The 20513-nt window shown below is 66.2% G+C and carries 18 protein-coding genes and 3 pseudogenes; 8 read left to right on the top strand and 13 right to left on the bottom strand.

What is annotated here, in order from left to right:
- Positions 1 to 76: 76 nt before the first annotated feature.
- The 4 genes and pseudogenes from ACEWX3_RS03480 to ACEWX3_RS03465 form a co-directional block, all read right to left on the bottom strand.
- On the bottom strand, positions 77 to 469 hold the full coding sequence (locus ACEWX3_RS03480; RefSeq protein WP_224188671.1) for a DDE-type integrase/transposase/recombinase: 393 nt from the start codon (positions 467 to 469) through the stop codon (positions 77 to 79).
- A 110-nt stretch (positions 470 to 579) separates the two neighbouring features.
- Positions 580 to 840, bottom strand: a pseudogene (locus tag ACEWX3_RS03475) (IS3 family transposase); the annotation flags it as partial.
- Between the two features lie 5 nt (positions 841 to 845).
- Positions 846 to 1148 (bottom strand): transposase, encoded by a 303-nt coding sequence (locus tag ACEWX3_RS03470; RefSeq protein WP_301161693.1) that lies wholly within the window; start codon positions 1146 to 1148, stop codon positions 846 to 848.
- Between the two features lie 80 nt (positions 1149 to 1228).
- Positions 1229 to 1366: pseudogene (locus ACEWX3_RS03465) on the bottom strand (IS3 family transposase); the annotation flags it as partial.
- Between the two features lie 169 nt (positions 1367 to 1535).
- On the opposite strand from ACEWX3_RS03465, the pseudogene ACEWX3_RS03460 reads away from it, so the two are divergent.
- Positions 1536 to 2048 (top strand): annotated as a pseudogene (locus tag ACEWX3_RS03460) (IS3 family transposase); the annotation flags it as partial.
- Between the two features lie 414 nt (positions 2049 to 2462).
- On the opposite strand, the gene ACEWX3_RS03455 reads toward ACEWX3_RS03460, so the two are convergent.
- The 9 genes from ACEWX3_RS03455 to ACEWX3_RS03415 all read right to left on the bottom strand — a co-directional run bounded on the left by ACEWX3_RS03455 (position 2463) and on the right by ACEWX3_RS03415 (position 13229).
- Positions 2463 to 3527, bottom strand: coding sequence for a lipase family protein (locus tag ACEWX3_RS03455; RefSeq protein WP_374158693.1), 1065 nt, complete (start codon positions 3525 to 3527; stop codon positions 2463 to 2465).
- 509 nt (positions 3528 to 4036) lie between these two features.
- Positions 4037 to 4819 carry an SDR family NAD(P)-dependent oxidoreductase gene (locus ACEWX3_RS03450; RefSeq protein ID WP_301161692.1) on the bottom strand — a complete coding sequence of 261 codons (783 nt, stop codon included), beginning with the start codon at positions 4817 to 4819 and terminating at the stop codon, positions 4037 to 4039.
- Positions 4816 to 5349, bottom strand: a complete 534-nt coding sequence (locus ACEWX3_RS03445) for an aromatic-ring-hydroxylating dioxygenase subunit beta (RefSeq protein WP_102810007.1) — start codon at positions 5347 to 5349, stop codon at positions 4816 to 4818. Before ACEWX3_RS03445 ends, ACEWX3_RS03450 begins: the two co-directional genes overlap by 4 nt.
- The gene (locus ACEWX3_RS03440) at positions 5346 to 6614 is read right to left on the bottom strand and encodes an aromatic ring-hydroxylating dioxygenase subunit alpha (RefSeq protein ID WP_301161691.1); all 1269 of its coding nucleotides are present in this window, start codon (positions 6612 to 6614) and stop codon (positions 5346 to 5348) included. Before ACEWX3_RS03440 ends, ACEWX3_RS03445 begins: the two co-directional genes overlap by 4 nt.
- Before the next feature lie 54 nt (positions 6615 to 6668).
- Positions 6669 to 7838, bottom strand: a complete 1170-nt coding sequence (locus ACEWX3_RS03435) for a fatty acid desaturase (protein ID WP_301161690.1) — start codon at positions 7836 to 7838, stop codon at positions 6669 to 6671.
- Positions 7839 to 7890: 52 nt separating this feature from the next.
- Positions 7891 to 8991 carry an NAD(P)-dependent alcohol dehydrogenase gene (locus tag ACEWX3_RS03430; RefSeq protein ID WP_102810004.1) on the bottom strand — a complete coding sequence of 367 codons (1101 nt, stop codon included), beginning with the start codon at positions 8989 to 8991 and terminating at the stop codon, positions 7891 to 7893.
- Between the two features lie 23 nt (positions 8992 to 9014).
- Complete coding sequence (locus tag ACEWX3_RS03425) at positions 9015 to 10481, bottom strand: aldehyde dehydrogenase (RefSeq protein ID WP_301161689.1); 1467 nt, start codon at positions 10479 to 10481, stop codon at positions 9015 to 9017.
- 416 nt (positions 10482 to 10897) lie between these two features.
- A complete protein-coding gene (locus ACEWX3_RS03420) occupies positions 10898 to 12499 on the bottom strand; it encodes an FAD-dependent oxidoreductase (RefSeq protein WP_301161688.1) in 1602 nt (533 codons plus the stop codon).
- 100 nt (positions 12500 to 12599) lie between these two features.
- Positions 12600 to 13229, bottom strand: a complete 630-nt coding sequence (locus ACEWX3_RS03415) for a MarR family winged helix-turn-helix transcriptional regulator (protein WP_233209539.1) — start codon at positions 13227 to 13229, stop codon at positions 12600 to 12602.
- Between the two features lie 141 nt (positions 13230 to 13370).
- Here ACEWX3_RS03415 and ACEWX3_RS03410 point away from each other — a divergent pair, with 141 nt between their 5' ends.
- The 7 genes from ACEWX3_RS03410 (at position 13371) to ACEWX3_RS03380 (ending at position 20456) form a co-directional block, all read left to right on the top strand.
- Positions 13371 to 14441 (top strand): extradiol ring-cleavage dioxygenase, encoded by a 1071-nt coding sequence (locus ACEWX3_RS03410; protein ID WP_301161698.1) that lies wholly within the window; start codon positions 13371 to 13373, stop codon positions 14439 to 14441.
- Positions 14442 to 14497: 56 nt separating this feature from the next.
- On the top strand, positions 14498 to 15544 hold the full coding sequence (locus ACEWX3_RS03405; protein ID WP_105386720.1) for an amidohydrolase family protein: 1047 nt from the start codon (positions 14498 to 14500) through the stop codon (positions 15542 to 15544).
- A 61-nt stretch (positions 15545 to 15605) separates the two neighbouring features.
- Positions 15606 to 16574 (top strand): acetaldehyde dehydrogenase (acetylating), encoded by a 969-nt coding sequence (locus ACEWX3_RS03400; RefSeq protein WP_105386719.1) that lies wholly within the window; start codon positions 15606 to 15608, stop codon positions 16572 to 16574.
- Positions 16571 to 17614 carry a 4-hydroxy-2-oxovalerate aldolase gene (gene dmpG / locus ACEWX3_RS03395; protein WP_208674136.1) on the top strand — a complete coding sequence of 348 codons (1044 nt, stop codon included), beginning with the start codon at positions 16571 to 16573 and terminating at the stop codon, positions 17612 to 17614. The genes ACEWX3_RS03400 and dmpG overlap by 4 nt, the downstream gene beginning before the upstream one ends.
- 1 nt (position 17615) lies before the next feature.
- Complete coding sequence (locus ACEWX3_RS03390; RefSeq protein ID WP_105389245.1) at positions 17616 to 18464, top strand: alpha/beta fold hydrolase; 849 nt, start codon at positions 17616 to 17618, stop codon at positions 18462 to 18464.
- Between the two features lie 47 nt (positions 18465 to 18511).
- Positions 18512 to 19579: a 2Fe-2S iron-sulfur cluster binding domain-containing protein gene (locus ACEWX3_RS03385; RefSeq protein ID WP_165804737.1), complete on the top strand. Its 1068-nt coding sequence runs from the start codon at positions 18512 to 18514 to the stop codon at positions 19577 to 19579.
- Between the two features lie 76 nt (positions 19580 to 19655).
- On the top strand, positions 19656 to 20456 hold the full coding sequence (locus ACEWX3_RS03380) for a 2-keto-4-pentenoate hydratase (protein WP_105389243.1): 801 nt from the start codon (positions 19656 to 19658) through the stop codon (positions 20454 to 20456).
- The last annotated feature ends 57 nt before the right edge of the window (positions 20457 to 20513 follow it).

Raw genomic sequence — 20513 nt, 5'->3', positions numbered from 1 at the left:
CGAAACCAACGGGTTCCGACCGGCACGGACACGCCCACTTTCAGCGCCGCTTCGGCCGAGGTGATGCCCGTCGCGATCAGATGCCAAAACTGCCGCTGCACCGCCCGTGAGGGCTCGGGCCGCCCCGGCGAACGCATCGGCGGTCGCAACGCCCGATCCGAACGCCACTGCCGACGCGCACCCTCGGGCACATCGCTGGTCTTCGCCGCCCAGTCTTTCGTTGCCACTGCGCAACACCTCCACGGTCAAGGTGTTGCGACGACCAGTTGAATCCGCCCTGCACGCCGTGATCGCTGTGAACAACGATGCCGGCCTGCGGATCGCGATTAGCGATCGCCATGCCCAGGGCGTTGGTGACCAGGGCCGCGGTCTGGCTGGCGTCGATCGACCACCCGACGACTCGCCGGGAGAACGTATCGAGGACCACCGCGCAGTACACCTTGCCCTCATAGGTGCGGTGTTCGGTGATGTCGGTGACCCCAGCGGATTCGGCGCCTCCCTGGTGAACATCCGCTCGACCAGATCAGTCGCCGTCGGGGTCTCGTGTCGGCACCGAGGCCGCCGGTTGCCCGGCAGACCTTTGATGCCCGCGCGGGCCATCAGCCGTTCGACCTGATTGTGCCCAACGGCAAGGCCGAGCCCCAGCGTGAGCTCGGCATGCACCCGCCGGCCCCCGTAAGTGCCTCGCGAGGCGATGTGAACCGCCCGGATCTGCTCGGTCAGCCAAGCGTGACGCACTGCCCGCGCCGAAGGTGGTCGCGACCGCCATTCGTAGTAGCCGGACTCGGCCACAGACAGCAATCGACAGGCGGTCTGCACGGGCAGTCTCTCTGCGGCCATAGTGGCTATGGCCGCGTACCGCCTTTTGGGTCGTGCGGCTCCCGCAGCAGCTCACGGGCCCTTTTTAGGATCGCCACCTCAGTCTCGAGTTCCCGAATGCGCTTGTTGGCCGCGGCAAGCTCGGCCTGCTCGGCGCGGCTGAGACCCGGGAGCTGCCCGGTGTCGATCAGTTCCTGTTTGCGCCACCCGTAGATGGTCTGGTCACTGATACCCAGATCGGCGGCGATCTGGGCGATGGGGCGGCCAGCAGCCACCAGGTCGAGCACCTTGCGGCGGAATTCTTCGGGGTAACGCTTCGGCACGGACACGGCTCCTTCAACGGACGTCGTGACCCAAAGTCAAGCAAACCGACTCCGGACAACCCAGGGCACATCAGCATCCGTGATTTGCGCAGTGTCTCCGCCGTCATCCCCAACCGCTTCGACACCGCGGTGATCGCCGCCCACTCGCTCGGATAGTCCTCACGGTAATCCAGTACCAGCCGTACAGCCCTGGCTCGGGTCTCCGAGTCGTACTTGCTCGCCACGATATGCACCTTCCCAAGAAGAGAGGTGCGCATCAAACGCGGGAGGCTTCAATCACCCGGATGTGCGCGCTGCTGGAGCGTCTCGTTCGGGGTTCTACAAGTGGCGCACGGTGCAGGCGGCGGGGCCGTCGCCGGCCCAGCAGCGGCGCACCGAGTTGGATTCCAAGGTCGCGGCCTTCCGGACCGGGTCAGGACCTCTGACATCACCTACTTGCGCACCGGTGAGGGCTGGCTGTACCTGTGTGCGGTCCGTGACGGCTGCAGCCGGCGGGTGATCGGCTGGGCCATCGATGAGCACATGCGCACCGACCTGGTCGAGGCGGCTGTCGCGATGGCGGTGGCGATGCGCGGCGAGTTGGCCGAGCAGGTCGTGCTCCACGCTGACCGCGGCTGTCAGTTCACCAGCGCGCAGCTGGCCAGGTTCGCCCGCGATCACAACCTGGCCCGCTCAGTGGGCCGTACTGGGGCGTGCTGGGACAACGCCCAGCAGGAATCATTCTGGGGCACAATGAAAGTCGAGTTCTATGACCGCTACTTGTGGCCTACCAAGGCGGCCGCTAAGCTCGCCGTCGGCGACTGGATCGAACGGGTTTACAACCGCCGCCGGCGCCACTCGGCCATCGGAATGACCTCACCGGTCGACTGCGAGAACCGAATCACTCAGACGGCACAAGCCGCCTGACCCCGTGTCCACCAAACGGGGTCAAGCCCACTCCCTCGACTTTGCCGGTCGTCGTTGGTGAGCGTCGCTTAGTCAATCGGGCCGCGATGCCGTTGTCGCGCAGATCCGTTCGACGAGGACTTGAACCGGTAGTGGCCTGGTGAACGTGCCGGTGAACTATTTACCGCTGTCGGTCAGCACCTCGAACGGTGCTCCCCAGCGGGCGATCGCGGCGAGGAACGCATCACAGAGCAATGATCAGAACTTGTGGATGAGCCTCGGCGAGGGGGCGTGAAAGTGGGCGCACCTTCTCGAGGATGATCTGAATATCCGAGATCTGATCATTGCTCTACATCTGTGGCTCTACCGGCCGGGACCCATTTCCTGTCGGCAACCCACGTTCACATGCAGTGAGGCCCCAGCCTCCCATACGGTCTAGTCGATTGGTATGTCTGCGCAATGGGATGTGGTGGGTAACCCGTTGAAACGGTCGGCGATCCATCCCAGTGCGCGTTCGCCATCGACGAAGTAGGGCAGCAGGTGGTTGATCGCGAGTTTGTTGAGGAACGGCGGTTGGCGGTTGGTCCAGAATTCGACGTCGGAGTCTTTGGCGCACCAGTCCAGCGCGAGTTGACGTGAGCCTCCCCACGGGAAGAACGGGTCGAATCGGTTGGTGCTGATGAACACCGGTATCTCGGGCTTCAGTGTCCCGAGGCGTTGAGCGTTCAGAACGGTTCGCACTGCTTCTGAGCTGAACACCTCGGCGGGATCGACGGTGAAGTATTCGTTGAGGTGATGGAAGCTGAACGTCAGAACCCCTTCGACCACGCACATGGTTGACGAGCGGGTCAGCAGATCTTTGCCCTGATCGGATAGGGCCGGCAGAAGTAGCGGAGCGGCCTGCGGATACGCGGCGGCGATCCCGTTGAGGGCGTAGCCGAGCGCGACTAGGAAGATGCTGCCGTCGAGGAACGGCGGCAGTAGGGTCAGATCAGCCGGTGGGGCCCCGATCCACGCGCCGACCAGGTTCAGCTCGGGCGCATAGCTGGGTGCGAGTTCGGCCGCCGAGCCGGAGGCCTGCCCGCCCGAAGACCAGCCCCACAGCGCGACCGGCCCGTGCGGATCCAGCGTGGTGCCGGGCAGTTTCATCGCCGCGCGCGCGGCGTCGAGGAGGGCGGTGCCGGCGGCTTGTCGCATTAGGATCGGGACCGGGCCGGGGGTGCCCAGTCCGACGCCGTCGGTGACCACGACGGCGAATCCGCGCGCCACCATGGTGGCGATGAAGGTTTCCTCGTAGCCGAGGTGCAGGTCCAGGCCTGAGGAGAAGTGGATGCCCTGGTTGAACATCCGTGATGGGGCGCATTGATCACCCAGCCCGTACGGGCCGGTCGCGAAGGCGATCAGGGGCCGGGGTCCTTGGCCGGGCCAGGGGTTGTGCGGTTCGAAGTAGGTGCCCGTGACCGCGACCGGGTTGCCGCTGTTGTCGGTGCTGCGGTACACATGATCCGGGTGCCGTCGGCCACGTAGGCGCCCAGCTGGCCTGACGGTTCCAGCACCAGTGGTGAGGGCTCTGAGCGGATCAGATCGCCGGGCTTTGCGGCGGGCAGCGGGTCGGGGGGTGTAGAACGCAGCGTACCGGGACTCGTTGGATCCCCAGCAGTTGGGGTCGGGTTGGGGGCACTGCTGCTCGAACTGCGCCGGATCCGCGTTGACCGGTGCCGCTACACCCACCGACGGAATCACCATTACTAGCGTCGCCGCCAGCGCCGTCGCGGCACGTCGCAGCCAGCCCGGCCGGTCACCCACATGGTGGGACAGGAATCCGGGATTGGATTCGCTGGCGTTTGCCGCCACGCGATTTGCGGGATCGCGGGGGGTGGACGTCATCGACATTGTCAGGTGATTCCCTTCGTGAGCTGCATGAATCGGCGCTACTTCGCGGCAGTTGGGTCAGCGGCCGCACGCGACGTCGCCTCATTCTCGACGCGGGCGCAGGTGGGTGGGTGCGGTCAGCCCATGCTGCTTCCGCCGTTGACGCTGAGCACTTGTCCGGTGATGAAGCTGGCCTCCTCAGAGGCCAGGAACAGCACCGCGGCGGCGACTTCGTCGACGGTGGCCGGGCGTCGCATCGGGATGAGGCTGATGGCGATGTCGGTGATCGACCGGAATTCCTCGGGCAGGGTCCCGTCTGTCAGGCCGGCTTGGATCTCGGGTGTCAGAACGTAGGACGGCGCGACTGTGTTGACGGTGATGCCGCTGGTGGCGTATTCGCGGGCTAAACCGACGGCGAAGGCATGCACGCCGCCTTTGGCGGCGTTGTATATCGCGTGTCCGTTGAGGCCGTTGCGCACGGATTCGGCACCGATGTTGACCACGCGCCCATAGCCGGCGGCGAGCATGGGGGGAAGTACGGCCAGGGTGGAGTTGAGCGTGGTCCAGAGGTTATTGTCAATCGTGCGTCGAATCGTCTGCTCGGTGTGGTGATCGGTCGCGGTGATCACACCGCCGCCAGCGTTGTTGACCAGGATGTCGATCCCGCCCAGTTCCTCCAGCGCCGCGGTGACGAGCCGTTCACCGGCTCCCGACTGGCTTAGGTCCTCGACGTGGGCGGCCACGACGTGTGTGCCGTCGGCCGACAGTTGCGTCGTCGCATTTTTCATCGCCGTGTCGTCGGGTCCGGCCAGCAGCACCGCGGCCCCTTCGGCGAGGAATCGGCGGGCCACCCCGAATCCGATCCCGGTCGCGCCGCCGGTGATTACGGCGCGGCGGCCGGCGAGCCGACCGCCGCTCATAGGATGATGCTCACGGCGCCGGCGGGACGCAGCACCGTCATGTCCATCACCGCGCGCTTGTAACAGATCCGCAGGCCACCGTCGGCGCGGCGCAGCCGGTAGTCGTAGCGCCCGACAAAGTGATCGTCGCGGCCGTTGCGGAAGCGCCACACCGTGAAATAGGCGCTGACAGCGATCTCCTGGCCTGATTGGTCGAGGATGCGTACGTTGCTGACTTGGTGGCGGGTCGTGGCATGGGGGTATTCGCGGTGCGCTTTGCGGCTGTTGAGCCGGTCCACCCGGGCCAGTAGCCGGAACTTGTTGTCGTTGACCAGAACGAGGTCGCGATCCGGTTCCGGGTCGGGCAGATCGTTGGCCGGGATGATGTACTGTGCGTCGTCGGTGTAGAGCTGCGCCCATTCATCCAGGCGCCACTCGTCAAGCAGTTGCGCCTCCAGGTACAGCAGATCTTCCACGTCGCCGCGCTGCACCGCACCGCCCGCGGTCGCACCCGCCCCGGTCGGGGCGGTGGTGAGTTGTTCGATGGTCATGACACCGCCTCGCGCTGCGGGCTGACCTGCTCGCGCCACCGCCGCCAGAAGGCCCGCATCTGCTCCTCGTCGGTGGCTTTGGGCTCACGCGTCATGCCGCGGGAAATGTCATTCCATTCGACCCCGCCGCTGCCGAACCCGTCCTGACAGGACTCGAGGGCCTCGACGTCGTCGGGGGTGGCAAGCCCGCCGGGTCCCAAAAAGCTCAGGAAGCTTTCCAGCCGCAGCGCCCGCGCGTGCGGCGCTTCGGCTTTCGGGGCCAGATGCCAGGCGCTGACCTCCATGCGGTCGGCCGCGGTGGGCATGAAGGTGCGCACCGTGACCGCTTGGATGTCGTTGATGATCAGGTTGGGGTAGATGAACAGGTTACGGTTGTTCTCGGCCATCACCTCGGCGCGCTCAGCACCGTACAACTCGACGAGCCGGGAACGCATGTTCTCCATCTGCGGGCGCGCCTCTTCGCCGAACTGTTTTTCCCATTTCGCGATCGGCCGGCCCCACGGGGCTTTGTATTCCATCACGGCATGCCCCCGGCCTAAAGCCCGGCCCCGTCCGGCGAGCCCACCGGCCACCTCGATCCCCATGGAACTGAGGTACTTCATGTAGGTGTCGTGGGTGGGGGCGGCGTGGTAGCCGTCGATGCTGTTCTCGACGAGCAGCTTCCAGTTGGCGTTGATGGAATACTGGTTGGAACCCTTGACCACCGCCCAGTCAGACTCCGATTCGTCGACGAGCAGGTCGAGGTAGTCGCGGGCGCCTGCAAGATAGTCGACCAGACTCTCGGCGTCGGGGTCGAAGGTGACGAACACGAAACCGCGATACGACTCGACTGCGGCCACCGGCCGCAAGCCCATCTCCTCCATGCGAAACGCCGGCCCGTAGCCTTGTCGGTCGGGCACACCGACCAGGTCGCCGTCGGTGTTGAACGACCACGCGTGGTAAAAGCATTGAAACACTTTGCCATTACCCGAGTCGGTGCGGCACACCGTGGCGCCGCGGTGTGGGCAGGTGTTGTGCAACGCCCGGATCTGACCGGTCTTGGCGCTGCGCACGAAGATCAGCGGCCGCCCCGCCACCGAGCGGCGCACGAAGTCACCTGGGGCGGGGATCTCGGACTCATGCCCCAGGTACAGCCAGCACCGGTTGAACACGACCTCGCGCTCGGCTTCGAAAATCTGCGACGAGGTCAGCGCTGAACGATGAATACGGAACACCCCACCATCCGGGTCGTCGACAATGAGCTGCGTGGCAGCTGGTCCGATCACTTTCCTGTCCTTTCCTGACAGCCGCTGTGGTGCTGAAGGTTGTTCACGAGCCGGTCACCGCTCGCTGAAGTCACGCGTGGCGGGGCCGGTGTTCGCGGCTGGCCGCGAGGCCGGGGTATCGACCCATTGCGGCCAGCCGACCTGGGCGTTGGCGGCCATCGCCAGTTCTTTCTCGGCGGGGGAGGCGAACTGCTCATCCCAGTGCCGCAGCCGGGGCTTGGCGATCTTGGCTTCCCACAGCGGCGGAATGAGCGCGTAGACGAAGCACTTGAACGCGCTGGGCATCTGGGCACCCTCGGGCCGGGGCTTTAACTCGTGGTATTTGTAGCGGCTGTCGAAATGGTGCTCGATGTGGGTGGTGATCTCCATACCCAGCGGCCGGATGATCGCCCCGAGGTGGTTCCAGGCGTGATGCAGTTGGATCGGTGAGCCCGGCACCCGGACCATGCCGTAGTGCTGCAGATAGTTGAACCCCTCCGCCAACAGTTTCGAGAACACCATCGCCGTTGCGGCGACCGCCATTCCGATCAGCCCCGCGGCGGCGTACATCGCAGCGAACAGCGCAGTCAACAGGCCGACCTCGACATAGACGGCGTTTTTCGGGTGAAACACCGACATGTCGCGTTTGCGCAACGAGTTCACCGAGGTGACCACGCCGTCCTTCCACGCCCCATAGGACGCCTGCCACATGAACGCGTAGATGGTCTGCCCGCGCCGGGGTGTGTCGCTGTCGGCCTCGGTGCACAAGTCCAGATGGTGGGTCAGCTTGTGCCCAACATCGCGGTTGGGGTCCAGGAAGACGGTGCTGTACACCTTGGCGACGGCGCGTGGGAACAGCGAGCGCCGGTGCATCAACTCGTGCGCGATCGGCAGGTTGGGCACCGCGCCGATCCACCCGACCGAGAGCACCATGCCGACGACTTCGGCTGCGTTGACCGTCCCGCCCGGCAAAGGGACCGCAGTGTGCCCGGTCCAGGCGCCCAGCCGCAGCGCGAACAGGGTCCACACCGCGACCAGCAACGGCAGATGCAGATACAGCGGTACTTCGGCGAGCCAGGCCGCGCCCATGGTGCGGACCTTGTGGTCGGCGGGCAACACGATATCCAGCAGCATCAGGATCGGGAACGTCGCGATGCCGGCCCAGACCCAGCCACCGCCGAGCCACAAACCGGCCACGGTGACCCCGACGACCAGATTTACCAAGTAATAGCGTAAGGCGTCCATATTTTATACCTTTCTCATCGTCGGCGCATGTCAGGCTGTGGGTTAGTGGGGGTTAGTAGAGGACCACGGGTTTGATGGCGCGGCCGGCTTCGGTGTCCGCGATGGCGGTGTTGATCTCGGTAAACGGGTAGCGCTCGATGATCTTGTCGAAGGGGAAGCGTCCCCGCAGGAACAATTCGACCAGACGGGGGATGAACAGTCCCGGCACCGTGTCGCCCTCGATGATTCCCTTCACGGTGCGCCCGAACAGCAGGTGCATGAGGTCAAGGGACACCTCTTGCCCAAGGGCGTTGGCGCCGACCAGCCCGGCGGTGCCGCCGACGTTGAGCGCGGTAACGGCCTGCCGTAGGGTCGCTGGTAACCCGACGGCGTCCAGCGCGAAGTCTGCTCCTCCGCCGGTGATGGCGTGGATCTGCGCCTCGGCGTCGTCGGAGGCTTTCACGGCGTGGGTAGCGCCCAGTTCGACGGCCATATCGAGTCGCGACGCATTGAGGTCGACCGCGATGATCGGGTCGCAGCCGGCGATCACCGCACCCATGACCGCGGCCAGGCCGACCCCCCCTGCGCCGAACACCGCGATGCTGGCGCCCGCGGGCGGCGCCAGCGCGGTCAGCACCGCGCCGGCACCGGTTTGCAGACCGCAGCCCAACGGGCCCAGCAATTCCAGCGGCGCCCGCTCGGAGACTTTGACCGCGCCGCGCTCGGGGACGATCACGTGGTGGCTGAAGGAGGACTGGCCGAAGAAGTGGGCATTGAGTTCGGCGCCGTGACTGTCGCGGTAGGCCGTGGAACCGTCGGCGCGGCGGCCCCCAAAGTTCAGCGGTGTGAAGGCATCGCAATTCATCGGATGTCCGCTCACACAGTTGCGACACCTACTGCACGACACCGGCGCGAGCACCACATGATCGCCTGGGGCCAGCGAGCGCACCTCGGAGCCCACCGCCTCCACCACCCCGGCGCCCTCATGCCCGAGAATCGCCGGCGGACCGGGCGGCAGCACTTGGTCACGCACGATGATGTCGGTGTGGCAGATGCCGCTGGCCACGATGCGCACCCGCACCTCGTCGGCACGCGGCTCGCCGATTTGAACGTCTTCGATGTGGAAGGGCCCGCCCTTGCCTCGAACCACAGCCGCGGTACTAGTTATCGTCATCGAACGTCTCCTGGATGTCTCGATCAGTTACCGGATGCCGACGCGGCCAAATAGATGGACTTCTGCTGCTCGTAGGCGGCCAGCCCCTCCGGGCCCAGCTCGCGGCCCAGGCCGCTGGCCTTCACCCCGCCGAACGGGGCAGTGGGATCAGGTAGATAGTGGTTGATCCCGATCGTGCCGGTGTGCACGCGACGGGCCACCTCGACGGCACGCTCGGGATCGCTGGTCCAGATGGTGCCTCCCAGCCCGTAATCGGAGTCGTTGGCCATCCGCACCGCCTCGTCGACATCGGTGTACGGGATCAGCGACAGCACCGGGCCGAAGATCTCCTCCCGTGCCACTATGAAGCTGTTGTCCACGTCGGCAAATACCGTCGGCTCGACGAACCAGCCCTTGTCCAGCTGCGCGGGCCGGCCTCCGCCCGCGGTGACCCTCGCCCCCTCGGCACGCCCCTGGTCGATGAGCCCTTCCACACGCTGCCGGTGTTGGGCACTGGCCATCGGACCGATCTGCGTGTCAGGATCGAGCGCATCACCGACCGTCAACCCCTCCACAAAGCCGCTGAACACGTCCACGATCTGCGCGTAGCGGCTGCGCGGCACCAGAATCCGTGTGGAGAGATAACACGTCTGACCGTTGTTGAGCAGGGTCGCGCCGAACAGGTTCTGCACGCTGTTGGCCGAGTTCAGATCGGCGTCGTCGAGGATTATCGCCGCGGACTTGCCCCCCAGCTCCAAGGTGACCGGGCGCAGCATCCGCCCGCACGTCTCGGCGATCTGGCGGCCCGCACCGGTCGACCCCGTGAACGCGACCTTGTCGAGCCCGGGGTGCGAGACCAGATATGCGCCGACGTCGCGCCCACCGGTGACGATGTTGACGACGCCCGGCGGCAGCGCTGCCTCCTGCACGGCCTCGGCCAGCAGATAGCTGTCGAGCGCCGTCTCCGGTGAGGGCTTGATGACCACGGTGCAGCCGGCGGCTAGCGCCGGAGCGTATTTGAACGCGGCCAGCGTTTGCGGGAAGTTCCACGGCACAATCGCGCCGACCACGCCAACGGGCGTACGCCGCACCAGGGTGGTCCCACCGAACAACCCCGGACGGCGCTCCTCCGAGTCGCGGTCGCGCACCATGCCCGCGTAATAGCGCAACAGCGTCGCCGGGAACACCGCCTCCAGCTGGCGCGACACCGCGATCGGCATACCGTTCTGACTACTGACCCGATGCGCGATGTCCTCCCCCCGCTTGTCGAGCGCGTCGGCCAGCCTCTCCAACGCCTCGGCACGCCGCGCAGGCTCCCACCGCGACCAGCCCGCCGGGTCGTCGCACGCATCGCGCGCCGACGCGACCGCTGCGTCGACATCTGCCTCGGTGGCCTCCGGTACCTGTCCCAGCACCTCCTCGGTGCTCGCCGACACCACCGTGATGGGCGTGGCATCGCCCGAGGGAACCCATTCGCCGCCGATGAACAGCGAGTCGTACGCCAACGACATGTCGTCTCCTTTGACAAACAGACTGATGAACCGACTCACAACCTCAGAGCGGTGTGAAGCAGATCACGCACAGCCTAAAGGTTCCAACACGCGATAGTCAAGCCACATAACCAACTGGCCGCGTCCGGCCCGGCACGCGTTGCCCGACGGTCGTCTGTAAGCCGCCAGGACCTGGCCGGCCAGCGGCGGGTCGGGTAGATCCCATCGCGGCGGCCCACCGCGGTAGTACCGTGCGGCTGCTGCGGGGTCCTCGCGTTACACCAAACCGGTTGCTCAGGAATCGACGGGATCATCGCAGAGCGGGTCGGCTGGCCAGGCGGCGGTGCGAATTTCGTGGCGCCGATCACTCGTGGCGAAGTTTGCCGTCCGGGGAGTTTCCACTGCCGGGTGATGATGCCAGCAGGCGTTATGTTCGTTTACTTCTGGGCCGCGGCGAGTGCGTCGGCGATGCGGACGAACTTGGCACGCGGACGGGAGCTGTGGAGACCGCGTTGGCGTTCGGCGGCCTCGATCGCGCACCAGTCCTGCCAGGACAGCGGGTGGACACCACGTTCGGCCAGCAGGTCCGCCAGGGCGGTAGGCTCGCCGATGTCTCGGGTGAGCAGGCCATTGTCGAAGTCTGTCCATAGCCGTGTCACTGTTTGTTCGGCGCAGGCGCGGTTGGTCCCGATCACTCCTTGTGGTCCCCGTTTGATCCAGCCGGTGACATAGATTCCGGGTGTGGGTTTGCCGTCGTGGTCGTGCACGCGCCCGTTGCCGTGGGGGATCCGGCCGCTGGCCGGGTCGAACGGCACCCCGGGTATGGGGGTGCTGCGGTAGCCAATGGACCGCAGCAGCAGCGACGTTTCGATGACGACGGTGTGGCCACCTGGGCCCCGAACGTGCAGTGCCTCTACCCTGGTGTCACCGACGATCTCGACCGGTGTGGTGAGGAACCGGAACACGATTCGTTTGCGGGTGGGCGTCGGGGTCCGGTGGGCGAATTCACGGGCGATGTCGACCTTGAGCGCGGTTTCGGCGTCGTCGCCGGGAGTGTCTTCCAGATCGGCGTCCTCAATGACGACGTCGACACCGTCCAGATCGCCGAGGGCCAGGAACTCCCCGACCGAAAAAGCGGCGTCGCGGAGTCCGCGCCGCGCCAGGATGACGACCTCGCGGATCGCGCTGGTGGACAACCCGTCCACCGCGTGCTGGGCGATGTCGGTGCGTGCCAGCGCATCGGGCTCGGTCAGCATGATGCGGGCGATGTCTAACGCGACGTTGCCGTTGCCGATGATCACCGCCCGCTGGCCGGATAGATCGAATTTGGCGTCGGCGTGATCGGGATGGCCGTTGTACCAGCCGACGAACTCTGCGGCGGTGTGGCTGCCGGGCAGGTGTTCGCCGGGCAGCCCCAGGTCCCGGCTGGTGCTGGCGCCAGTTGCGTAGATCACCGCGTGATGGTGTGCGAGCAGCTCGTGGTGGGTGAGGTCGCGGCCAACCGCGACGTTGAGGTGGCACTGCAGGCGGGGATGAGACAGCGTGGTATCGAACAGGTCGGCGATGGCTTTGGTGTGTTGGTGGTCGGGTGCTACTCCGGCGCGCAGCAGCCCGTATGGCGTGGGGAGCCGCTCGAACATCGCCACCTGCACCCCGTCGATGCGGATCAGCTCGCCGGCGGCGTAGCAGCCTGCGGGTCCGGCGCCCACGATCGCCACGCGAAGCGACCCGGGCAGCACCGGGGCATGGTCGCGGCGCGGCGCCGGCGGGCCGGCCGCCGAGGGGTGGAGTTGGAAGTAGCGGGCGTTGATGTCAACGAACCGTTGCTGGCCGGGCGGCACTTCGTCTTGGTGGTAGATGGCGCCGACGGGACACTCTTGCACGCAAGCGCCGCAGTCGATGCACGCCGCCGGGTCGATGTAGAGCATCTCGGAGTCAGTGGAACCTCCCGGCGCGCCGATGGGCCCGATACAGTCCACCGGGCACACCGCCACGCAGCTGGCGTCCTTGCAGCAGCTCTGGGTGATCACATACGTCACGTGCGGCCTCTCAACAGCTCGTCGTTCTAGCGGGCTTGTGTGTCACAGCGGGCCTGCCGCGTTCGGCGAGTCGCGGCAGGCCCGCGGCAGGGCGCGCCAATCAGCGCAGGGCGACTGGTCGCGTTGATGTCTGGACGCCCTGGAGTGCGTCTCGCTCGCCGTTCGTCGCGGTCGGCGCCGGGGCCGGGGACGGGCACGCGGGGGCAGATTCGACCGAGCTCCGCAGCCGGTCCAGCAGCTGGGCCAGCTGTCGTAACTCCTCGCTGGACAACCCGCCGGTCAGCGTGTTGAGGTAACGCCAGTGGCGCGGCAGGAACCCCGCGAGCAGCGCTTCAGCGGCCGGGGTGATCTCGACCAGGAACGAGCGCCGGTCGTGAGGGTTGAGCACCCGCTGCACCAACGACCGCCGCGCCAGGGTGTCGATCAGGCCGGTGAGGTTGGCGCGCCGCACCGACAGCAACTCAGCCAGCTCGCCCATCGTGACCGGCTCCTGCACCCGGTGCAACACGCTAAGCGCCTGGAACTGGCCCAAGCTGAGTTTGTAGGGTGCCAGTTCCGCCGCGTGCGTGCGGTCCACCGCCGCGACCGCGCGGTAGAGCAACATCATCACGGTCAGCGACTCCGGGTCGAAATCATCGCCGGCCTCCTGTGCGCTGAGAGAAACTTGCTCGGGCACCGACAGCCCCGCTCGCCCGGCGGCGGCGTAGGCGGATCGATCGGCTGGCTGCATGCTCACCTGAGCTCCCTGTGCGAAGGACTTTGAGGACTCCGGCTGGAGTCTAGCAGCCAAAGCTTGTTGACCCAGATATTTATATCCCTGTACTATCTCGGTGGTCGAGGATCGTGTGTTACACACCACAGGAGGATGGTCATGGGTGACGTGCTGGGAATCGGGTTATCGCATTACCCGCCGCTGAGCGGCCGCGACGACGACATGGCCGCCCTGTTGCGTAAGGCTCTGGATGATCCGGGCATTCCCGCTGCGGAAAAGGATCCAGTGAATTGGCCCGAGTTGATGCGCCGGGAGTGGGGTTCTGACGAGGGGCGGTCGGCTGCCGCGGCTCATCGTGCCTGCCTGGTCGCCGGTTTCGAACGGGCCCGCAACGCCCTCGACGAGTTCGCTCCAGACGTCGTGCTGATCTGGGGTGATGACCAGTACGAGAATTTCCGAGAGGACATCATCCCTGCCTTCTCAGTGCAGGCCTACGATGACATGGAGGTCCGGCCGTGGGCGCACGCTGATCACTCCTCGGACATGGTTGACCGCCCCAATGTGTGGGGCGAGGCCGTTGACACGACGGTGTTCAAGGTGCGCGGCCGCCGAGACGTCGCCAAGCACCTGGTGAGTTCGTTGCTGGACCGCGGCATCGATGCCGCCTATGCGTATCAGCCGCTGCACCACCCGGGGCTGCCCCACGCGTTCCTCAATGCCATCCTCTATCTCGATTACCACCGCACGGGTTTCGACTATCCCGTCATCCCGTTTCCGATCAATTGTTATGGGCGGCGGGTCATCAGCTATCAGGGTTTTGCCAGCCGGGTCGATGACATCCGGGAACTCGATCCGCCCTCGCCGCATCCGGCGCGCATGGTGACCGTCGGCGCGGCAGTCGGCCAAATTATGGCCGAGTCGCCGTGGCGAGTCGCGCTGGTGGCGTCGTCGAGTTGGTCGCATGCCTTCTTGTGTGACAAGACCTGGCGGTTGCGGCCCGACACGGCCACCGACCGGTACCTGTACGACCGGCTTCTCGCCGGTGATGTTGACGCTTGGCGCGCGGTCTCGCTGACCGATCTGGAGGACTCGGGCCAGCAGGAACTGCTCAATTGGTTCCCGCTGCTGGGAGCCATGGAAGCACTCGGAACCCCGAGACCGTCTTGGACAGAGTTCATCGAGACCGACGTGTTCAACTCCAACAAGGTGTTCGCCCTCTACCAGCCCTGACCCGGGCTCACCATCCCTCCATGGGGTCGTAAAACAGTTTCGAGGTATCGAGTTTGATGGCACAGCCGACGGTGTGGTCGGAGCGGCTCGCGGGTCTGGCCCAGGGCAGGATCGATTTTCACACCCACGCGATCGACCCCGATCTGCCCGACGTCGGGGCGACGAACGCAGGGTGTTTTCCTCGGGTCGAGCGCACCGGTGAGCGCAGCGCCCAGATCGTCCTCGACGACCGGCTGTATCGCCGGATCGACGACACCTGCTGGTCGACTGCGGCGCGGATCTGCGATATGGATCGTGAAGGCATCGCCGTGCAGGTTCTTTCCCCGATCCCGGTGACGTTGTGCCATGAGCAGCCCGCGCCCGGTGCCGCGGAGTTGGCGCGCGCCCAGAACGACTTTCTGGCAGCCATGGTCGCCTCGGCGCCACACCGATTCTTGGCTCTGGGCGCGGTTGCGATGCAAGACCCAGCGCTGGCCGTCGCGGAATTGACCCGGTGCGTGACCGAGCTCGGATTCGTCGGCGTCGAGATCGGCACCCGCGTCGGAGCCCTCGAACTCACCGATGAACAGTTCGCGCCGTTCTTCGACGCCGCGTCGTCACTGTCTGCGGTGATCTTCATCCACCCGGTCGACCGCGACCTTGATCCGCGTATGAGTAACTTGGGATTAGGATTTGGCTTGGGCATGCCCACCGAAACCGCGGCCGCCGCCGCGCTGCTGTGTGCCGGCACCGTGCAGGCCGCACGCGCAGCGCGAATCGTCCTCGCGCACGGCGCAGGAGCGCTTCCGGCGCTGCTGCCACGCTTGGACCGCGGGCAACATCTCAGCACCGCCACCGCCACCGGGGAATCGTTCTCTCACGCAGCGCGCCGGTTGTGGTGCGATTCGTTGACCTACGACGATGCGAGTCTGCGACTCGCGGTGCAACGCTTCGGCGAAGACCACGTCGTGCTGGGCACCGACTACCCCTTCGCGGCGCGCGAACAACCCGCCGGCGCCGTCCTCACCCACCTCGAGCCACCTTTGCGGCAACGCATCGGCACCACCAACGCCTGCGCCCTGTGCGCGGGTGAGACAAGCCGACCTGTGACGGTCGGGACGTGACCGCGCTCGTCACCGCCCCTAACCGACACTCTGACTCCGGGCCTGGGAAAGGATTTTTACGATGACCACCAAAGTCGCGATCATCGGATCGGGCAACATCGGCACCGATCTGATGTTCAAGATCAAACGGACCTCAGCCGTTCTGGAAGTCGCCGCCCTCGTCGGCGTCGATCCGGACTCCGACGGTCTGGCACGGGCCCGCCGCCTGGGCATTGCCACCACGTCCGACGGGGTCGCTGGACTGATCGCGATGCCGCACTTCGCCGACATCGACATCGTCTTCGATGCGACGTCGGCCAAAGCGCACATCGCCAACGCCGAGGCGCTGGCGCCCTATGGCCGCCGGCTCATCGACCTCACTCCTGCGGCGATCGGTCCGTATACGGTGCCGCCGGTCAATCTCGAGCAGCACCTCGACGCCCCCAACGTCAACATGGTCACCTGCGGCGGGCAGGCCACCATCCCGATCGTGGCCGCCGTGGCCCGCGTCACCCCGGTGTGTTACGCCGAGATCGTGGCCTCCATTGCCTCGAAGTCGGCCGGGCCCGGCACGCGTGCCAACATCGATGAGTTCACCGAGACCACCTCCGCGGCGATCGAACACGTCGGCGGCGCGCAGCGGGGTAAAGCGATTATTATTCTCAACCCGGCCGAGCCACCGCTGATCATGCGGGACACCGTCTTATGCCTGACCGACCGTCTCGATGCGGGGATGTGCGACAAGATCCGCGCATCCATCGACGAGATGGTGGCCGAGGTCGCCGGCTACGTGCCCGGCTACCGGCTCAAACAAGAAGTGCAGTTCAGCGACCGGTCGGCATCCGATGATGTGCACACGCTCAATCCTGACCTGCAGCCGGCCGACCGCACCCAGGTCAGCGTCTTCCTGGAGGTGGAGGGCGCGGCCCATTACCTGCCCGCCTATGCCGGCAACCTCGACATCATGACTTCGGCCGCGCTGCGGGTGGCCGAACGCCTCGCCGCCGGCGAACCCACACACCGCACCCAGCCCACGGAAGGCCTCCGATGACAACACTCACCGACGAGGGCAGCGGGCCCCGGGTGTACATCCAGGACGTCACGCTGCGCGACGGCATGCACGCAGTGCGGCACCGCTACACCCTCGAGCAGGTCGGTGCCATCGCAGCGGCGCTGGACGCAGCCGGTGTGGACGCCATCGAAATCGGGCACGGCGACGGGCTCGCCGGCACCAGCCTGACCTACGGGCCCGCAGCCCACACCGACGCCGAGTGGATCGGCGCGGTGAGCAGCGTGGTCAAGCGGGCCCGCGTGACCACCCTGCTCGTCCCCGGCATCGGCACCATCAGCCAGCTCGAACGCGCCCACGACCTCGGCGTCACCTCGGTCCGGGTTGCCACCCACGCCACCGAGGGGGATGTCGCCGCCCAACACATCGCCAAAGCCCGCGAACTGGGCATGGACGTGTCAGGGTTTCTGATGATGAGCCACATGGCGCCACCGGATGCGCTGGCTGCGCAGGCCAAGCTGATGGAGTCCTACGGCGCCCACTGCGTCTATGTCACCGACTCCGGCGGGCGGCTGACCATGCACGGAGTCCGCGACCGGGTACGGGCCTACCGCGACATCTTGCAACCCGACACCGAACTGGGCATCCACGCCCACCAAAACCTGTCTTTGGCCGTGGCCAACTCGGTGACCGCCGTCGAAAACGGTGTCACCCGCGTGGACGCGTCCCTGGCCGGAATGGGTGCCGGCGCCGGCAACTGCCCCATCGAACCGTTGATCGCGGTGGCCAACATCTTGGGCTGGCAACACCACTGCGACCTGTTCGCTCTGCAGGATGCCGCCGACGATTTGGTGCGGCCCCTGCAGGACCGCCCCGTTCAAGTGGACCGCGAAACCCTCACCCTGGGTTACGCCGGGGTGTACTCCAGCTTCCTGCGTCACGCCGAACACGCCGCATCGACATACGACCTCGACACCCGCGACATCCTGCTCGAAGTGGGTCGCCGCGGACTCGTCGGCGGTCAGGAAGACATGATCGTCGACGTCGCCCTCGACCTCGCACGCCAGAACGGAAACCCCTGAGATGACCGCCAACACCGACACCACCAACCCCGCCATCGGCGCAACGGTTGACGCCGACGGAATCAGAACCAACTATCTGCATGCCGGCGACCCCGCCGCGGCACCGGTGGTGCTGTTGCACGGCTCCGGCCCGGGCGTGTCGGCCTACGCCAACTGGCGACTGACCATCCCCGCCCTGGCCGCCAGCCATCACGTCCTAGCACCCGACCTCGTCGGTTTCGGCTACACCCAACGCCCCGACGGGCACGACTACACTATGGACACCTGGATCGCCCACATCGAAGCGTTTCTCGACACGCTCGGACTCACGTCGTATTCGCTGGTGGGCAACAGCTTCGGTGGCGCGCTGGCATTGCGAATCGCCACCCGACATCCCGACCACGTCCAGCGTTTGGTGCTGATGGGCAGCGCCGGGGTGCCCTTCCCGGTCACCGAGGGCCTCGACGCGGTGTGGGGCTATCAGCCCTCGGTGCCGGCGATGCGCCGCGTGCTGGACTACTTCGCCTACAACCGCGACCTGATGACCGACGACCTGGCGACCGCGCGCTATCAAGCCAGCGTGCAACCAGGCTTCCACGAGTCCTACGCGGCGATGTTCCCCGCCCCCCGCCAGCGCTGGCTTGACGCGATGATCACCGTCGACGACGCCATCCGTCACATCCCATGTCCAACGTTGATTGTGCACGGCCGCGAAGACCAGGTCATACCACCTGACACCTCGCGGCGGCTGTTCGAGCTGATCCCCAACGCCGAACTGCACATGTTCGGACGGTGCGGGCACTGGACCCAAATCGAACACGCAGCGTCCTTCAACCGTCTGGTCGCGGCGTTTCTGGCCGACGAGCAATAACCCACCCGCCAGAGCCGAACCGGCCACCGCCCCGAGGACAACCCACCGTGAAACTCTTCTCCCGCAGCAAGAACCAGGGACCGCGCACCGCCACAATCATCGGCACCAACAAACAGTTCGAGGTGCCCGGCAAAGATTCCATCCTCAACGAGGCCTTGGCCGCCGGCATCGCGTTCCCGCACAGCTGCACCGTCGGCACGTGCGGCACCTGCAAATCCAAACTCCTCCACGGCAGAGTCCGCGAAATCGTCGACTCCGCCATCGCCTTGACCGCGCAAGAACTGCGCGACGGCTACATCCTGCCCTGCCAAAGCATCGCCCGCACCTCCATCGAACTCGACGTCGCCGGGCTCGCGGACATGCCCGAGCACCCCCTCGTCCACACCGGCGCGGTAATCAGCGCACACCGAGCCCTCACCCACGACATCGCCGAGATCACCGTCACACTTGAGCACGACCTGGAATACACCGCCGGCCAGTACGCCGAACTACGGATGGACGGCCTAACCGGCCCCCGGTCATATTCCTTCGCCACCGCCCCCGACGACGCCGACCGGCGCCGCGCCACTTTTTACGTCCGCCACGTACCCGGAGGGCAATTCAGCGACTGGCTGTTCGACACCAACAGGGAAGGCTCCCATCTACAACTAGCCGGCCCGTTCGGCGACCTCTGGCTACGCCCCGCCGAGCAGCCCCTACTCTGCGTCGCCGGCGGCAGCGGGCTGGCACCGATCAAGGCGCTACTCGAAGACGCCGCCCGCAGGGGCTGTGCGCGTCCCACGGTCCTGCTGTTCGGGGCACGGACACAGCGCGACCTATACTGCCTGGCCGAAATCGACGACCTACGCCGTGGCTGGAACGGTCAGTTCGAGTTCCGCGCCGTCCTGTCGGAAGAGCCACCGGAATCGGCCTGGACCGGTGCGCGTGGATTCGTCACCGACGCTATACACCAGCTCCCCACCCAGCTCCTGCACGACTGCCACATCTACACCTGCGGACCGCCGGCGATGATCGACGCACTCGAGGCCGCTATCGGCGAGACCCGCACCGACATCGAACATTTCTACGCCGACCGGTTCATCACCCGCTACCCCGGGGTCGCTCAAACACTGTGACCCGCGCCTACCAGCGCACAACACCAACAGGCGGCCAGCCCCGCCGAACCCACGACCACCACAAGCGAGGCACACGATGACGACCGAGGCGCGATCCCACGCGATCGACCTACTGCTAGCCGCGTATCGCAGCGGCGAGCCGATCGATCCGTTGACCGAACACTTTCCCGCCCTTGATGTCGACGACGCGTACGCGATCCAGGTGGGCCAGGTGCAGCGGTGGCTGGCCGAGGGCGCGGTGATCAAGGGGCACAAGGTGGGATTGAGTTCGGCAGTTATGCAGCGCCAGATCGGGGTGGATCAGCCCGACTTCGGTCACCTCACCGACACCATGTTCTTTCTGGAATCGCAGCCGATCGACTCGTCGACGTTTCTGGCGCCCAAGGTGGAGCCCGAGATCGCGTTCGTGCTCGGCAAGCCGCTGGCCGGGCCGGGAGTCACAGTCGCCGAGGCGATGGCCGCGGTGGCGTTCGTGACCCCGGCGCTGGAAATCATCGACTCGCGGATCCGGGACTGGAAGATCAAACTGGTCGACACCATCGCCGACAACGCGTCTTCGGGCGCGGTGGTGCTGGGCAGCACCGCCGTCCCGCTGACGCAGGTGGACGTCCGGCTGGTCGGCGGGGTGCTGCACCGCAATGGGGAGCTCGTGGGCAGCGGCGCCGGCGGCGCGGTGCTGGGCTCGCCGTTGAACGCGCTGGTCTGGTTGGCCAACACCCTCGGGCCCCGCGGGGTCGTACTCGAAGCCGGTCATGTGGTGCTGCCCGGCTCGGTCACGGCCGCGGTGCCGGTGACCGCGGGAGATGTGGTCACCGCGACGTTCGGCGGGCTGGGCTCGGTAACAGCCAGATTCACAGAACACAACAGAACTCGATGACACGCGCATCTTACGCAACCTATTGGTCGCGCACATCGCCGGCGCCCATCAGACCGG

It is taken from the genome of Mycobacterium sp. G7A2 (genome assembly GCF_041902445.1).
Classification (GTDB): Bacteria; Actinomycetota; Actinomycetes; order Mycobacteriales; family Mycobacteriaceae; genus Mycobacterium.
Note: the sequence above shows the minus strand (reverse complement) of the source record. Positions and strands in the feature narration are given on the sequence as shown.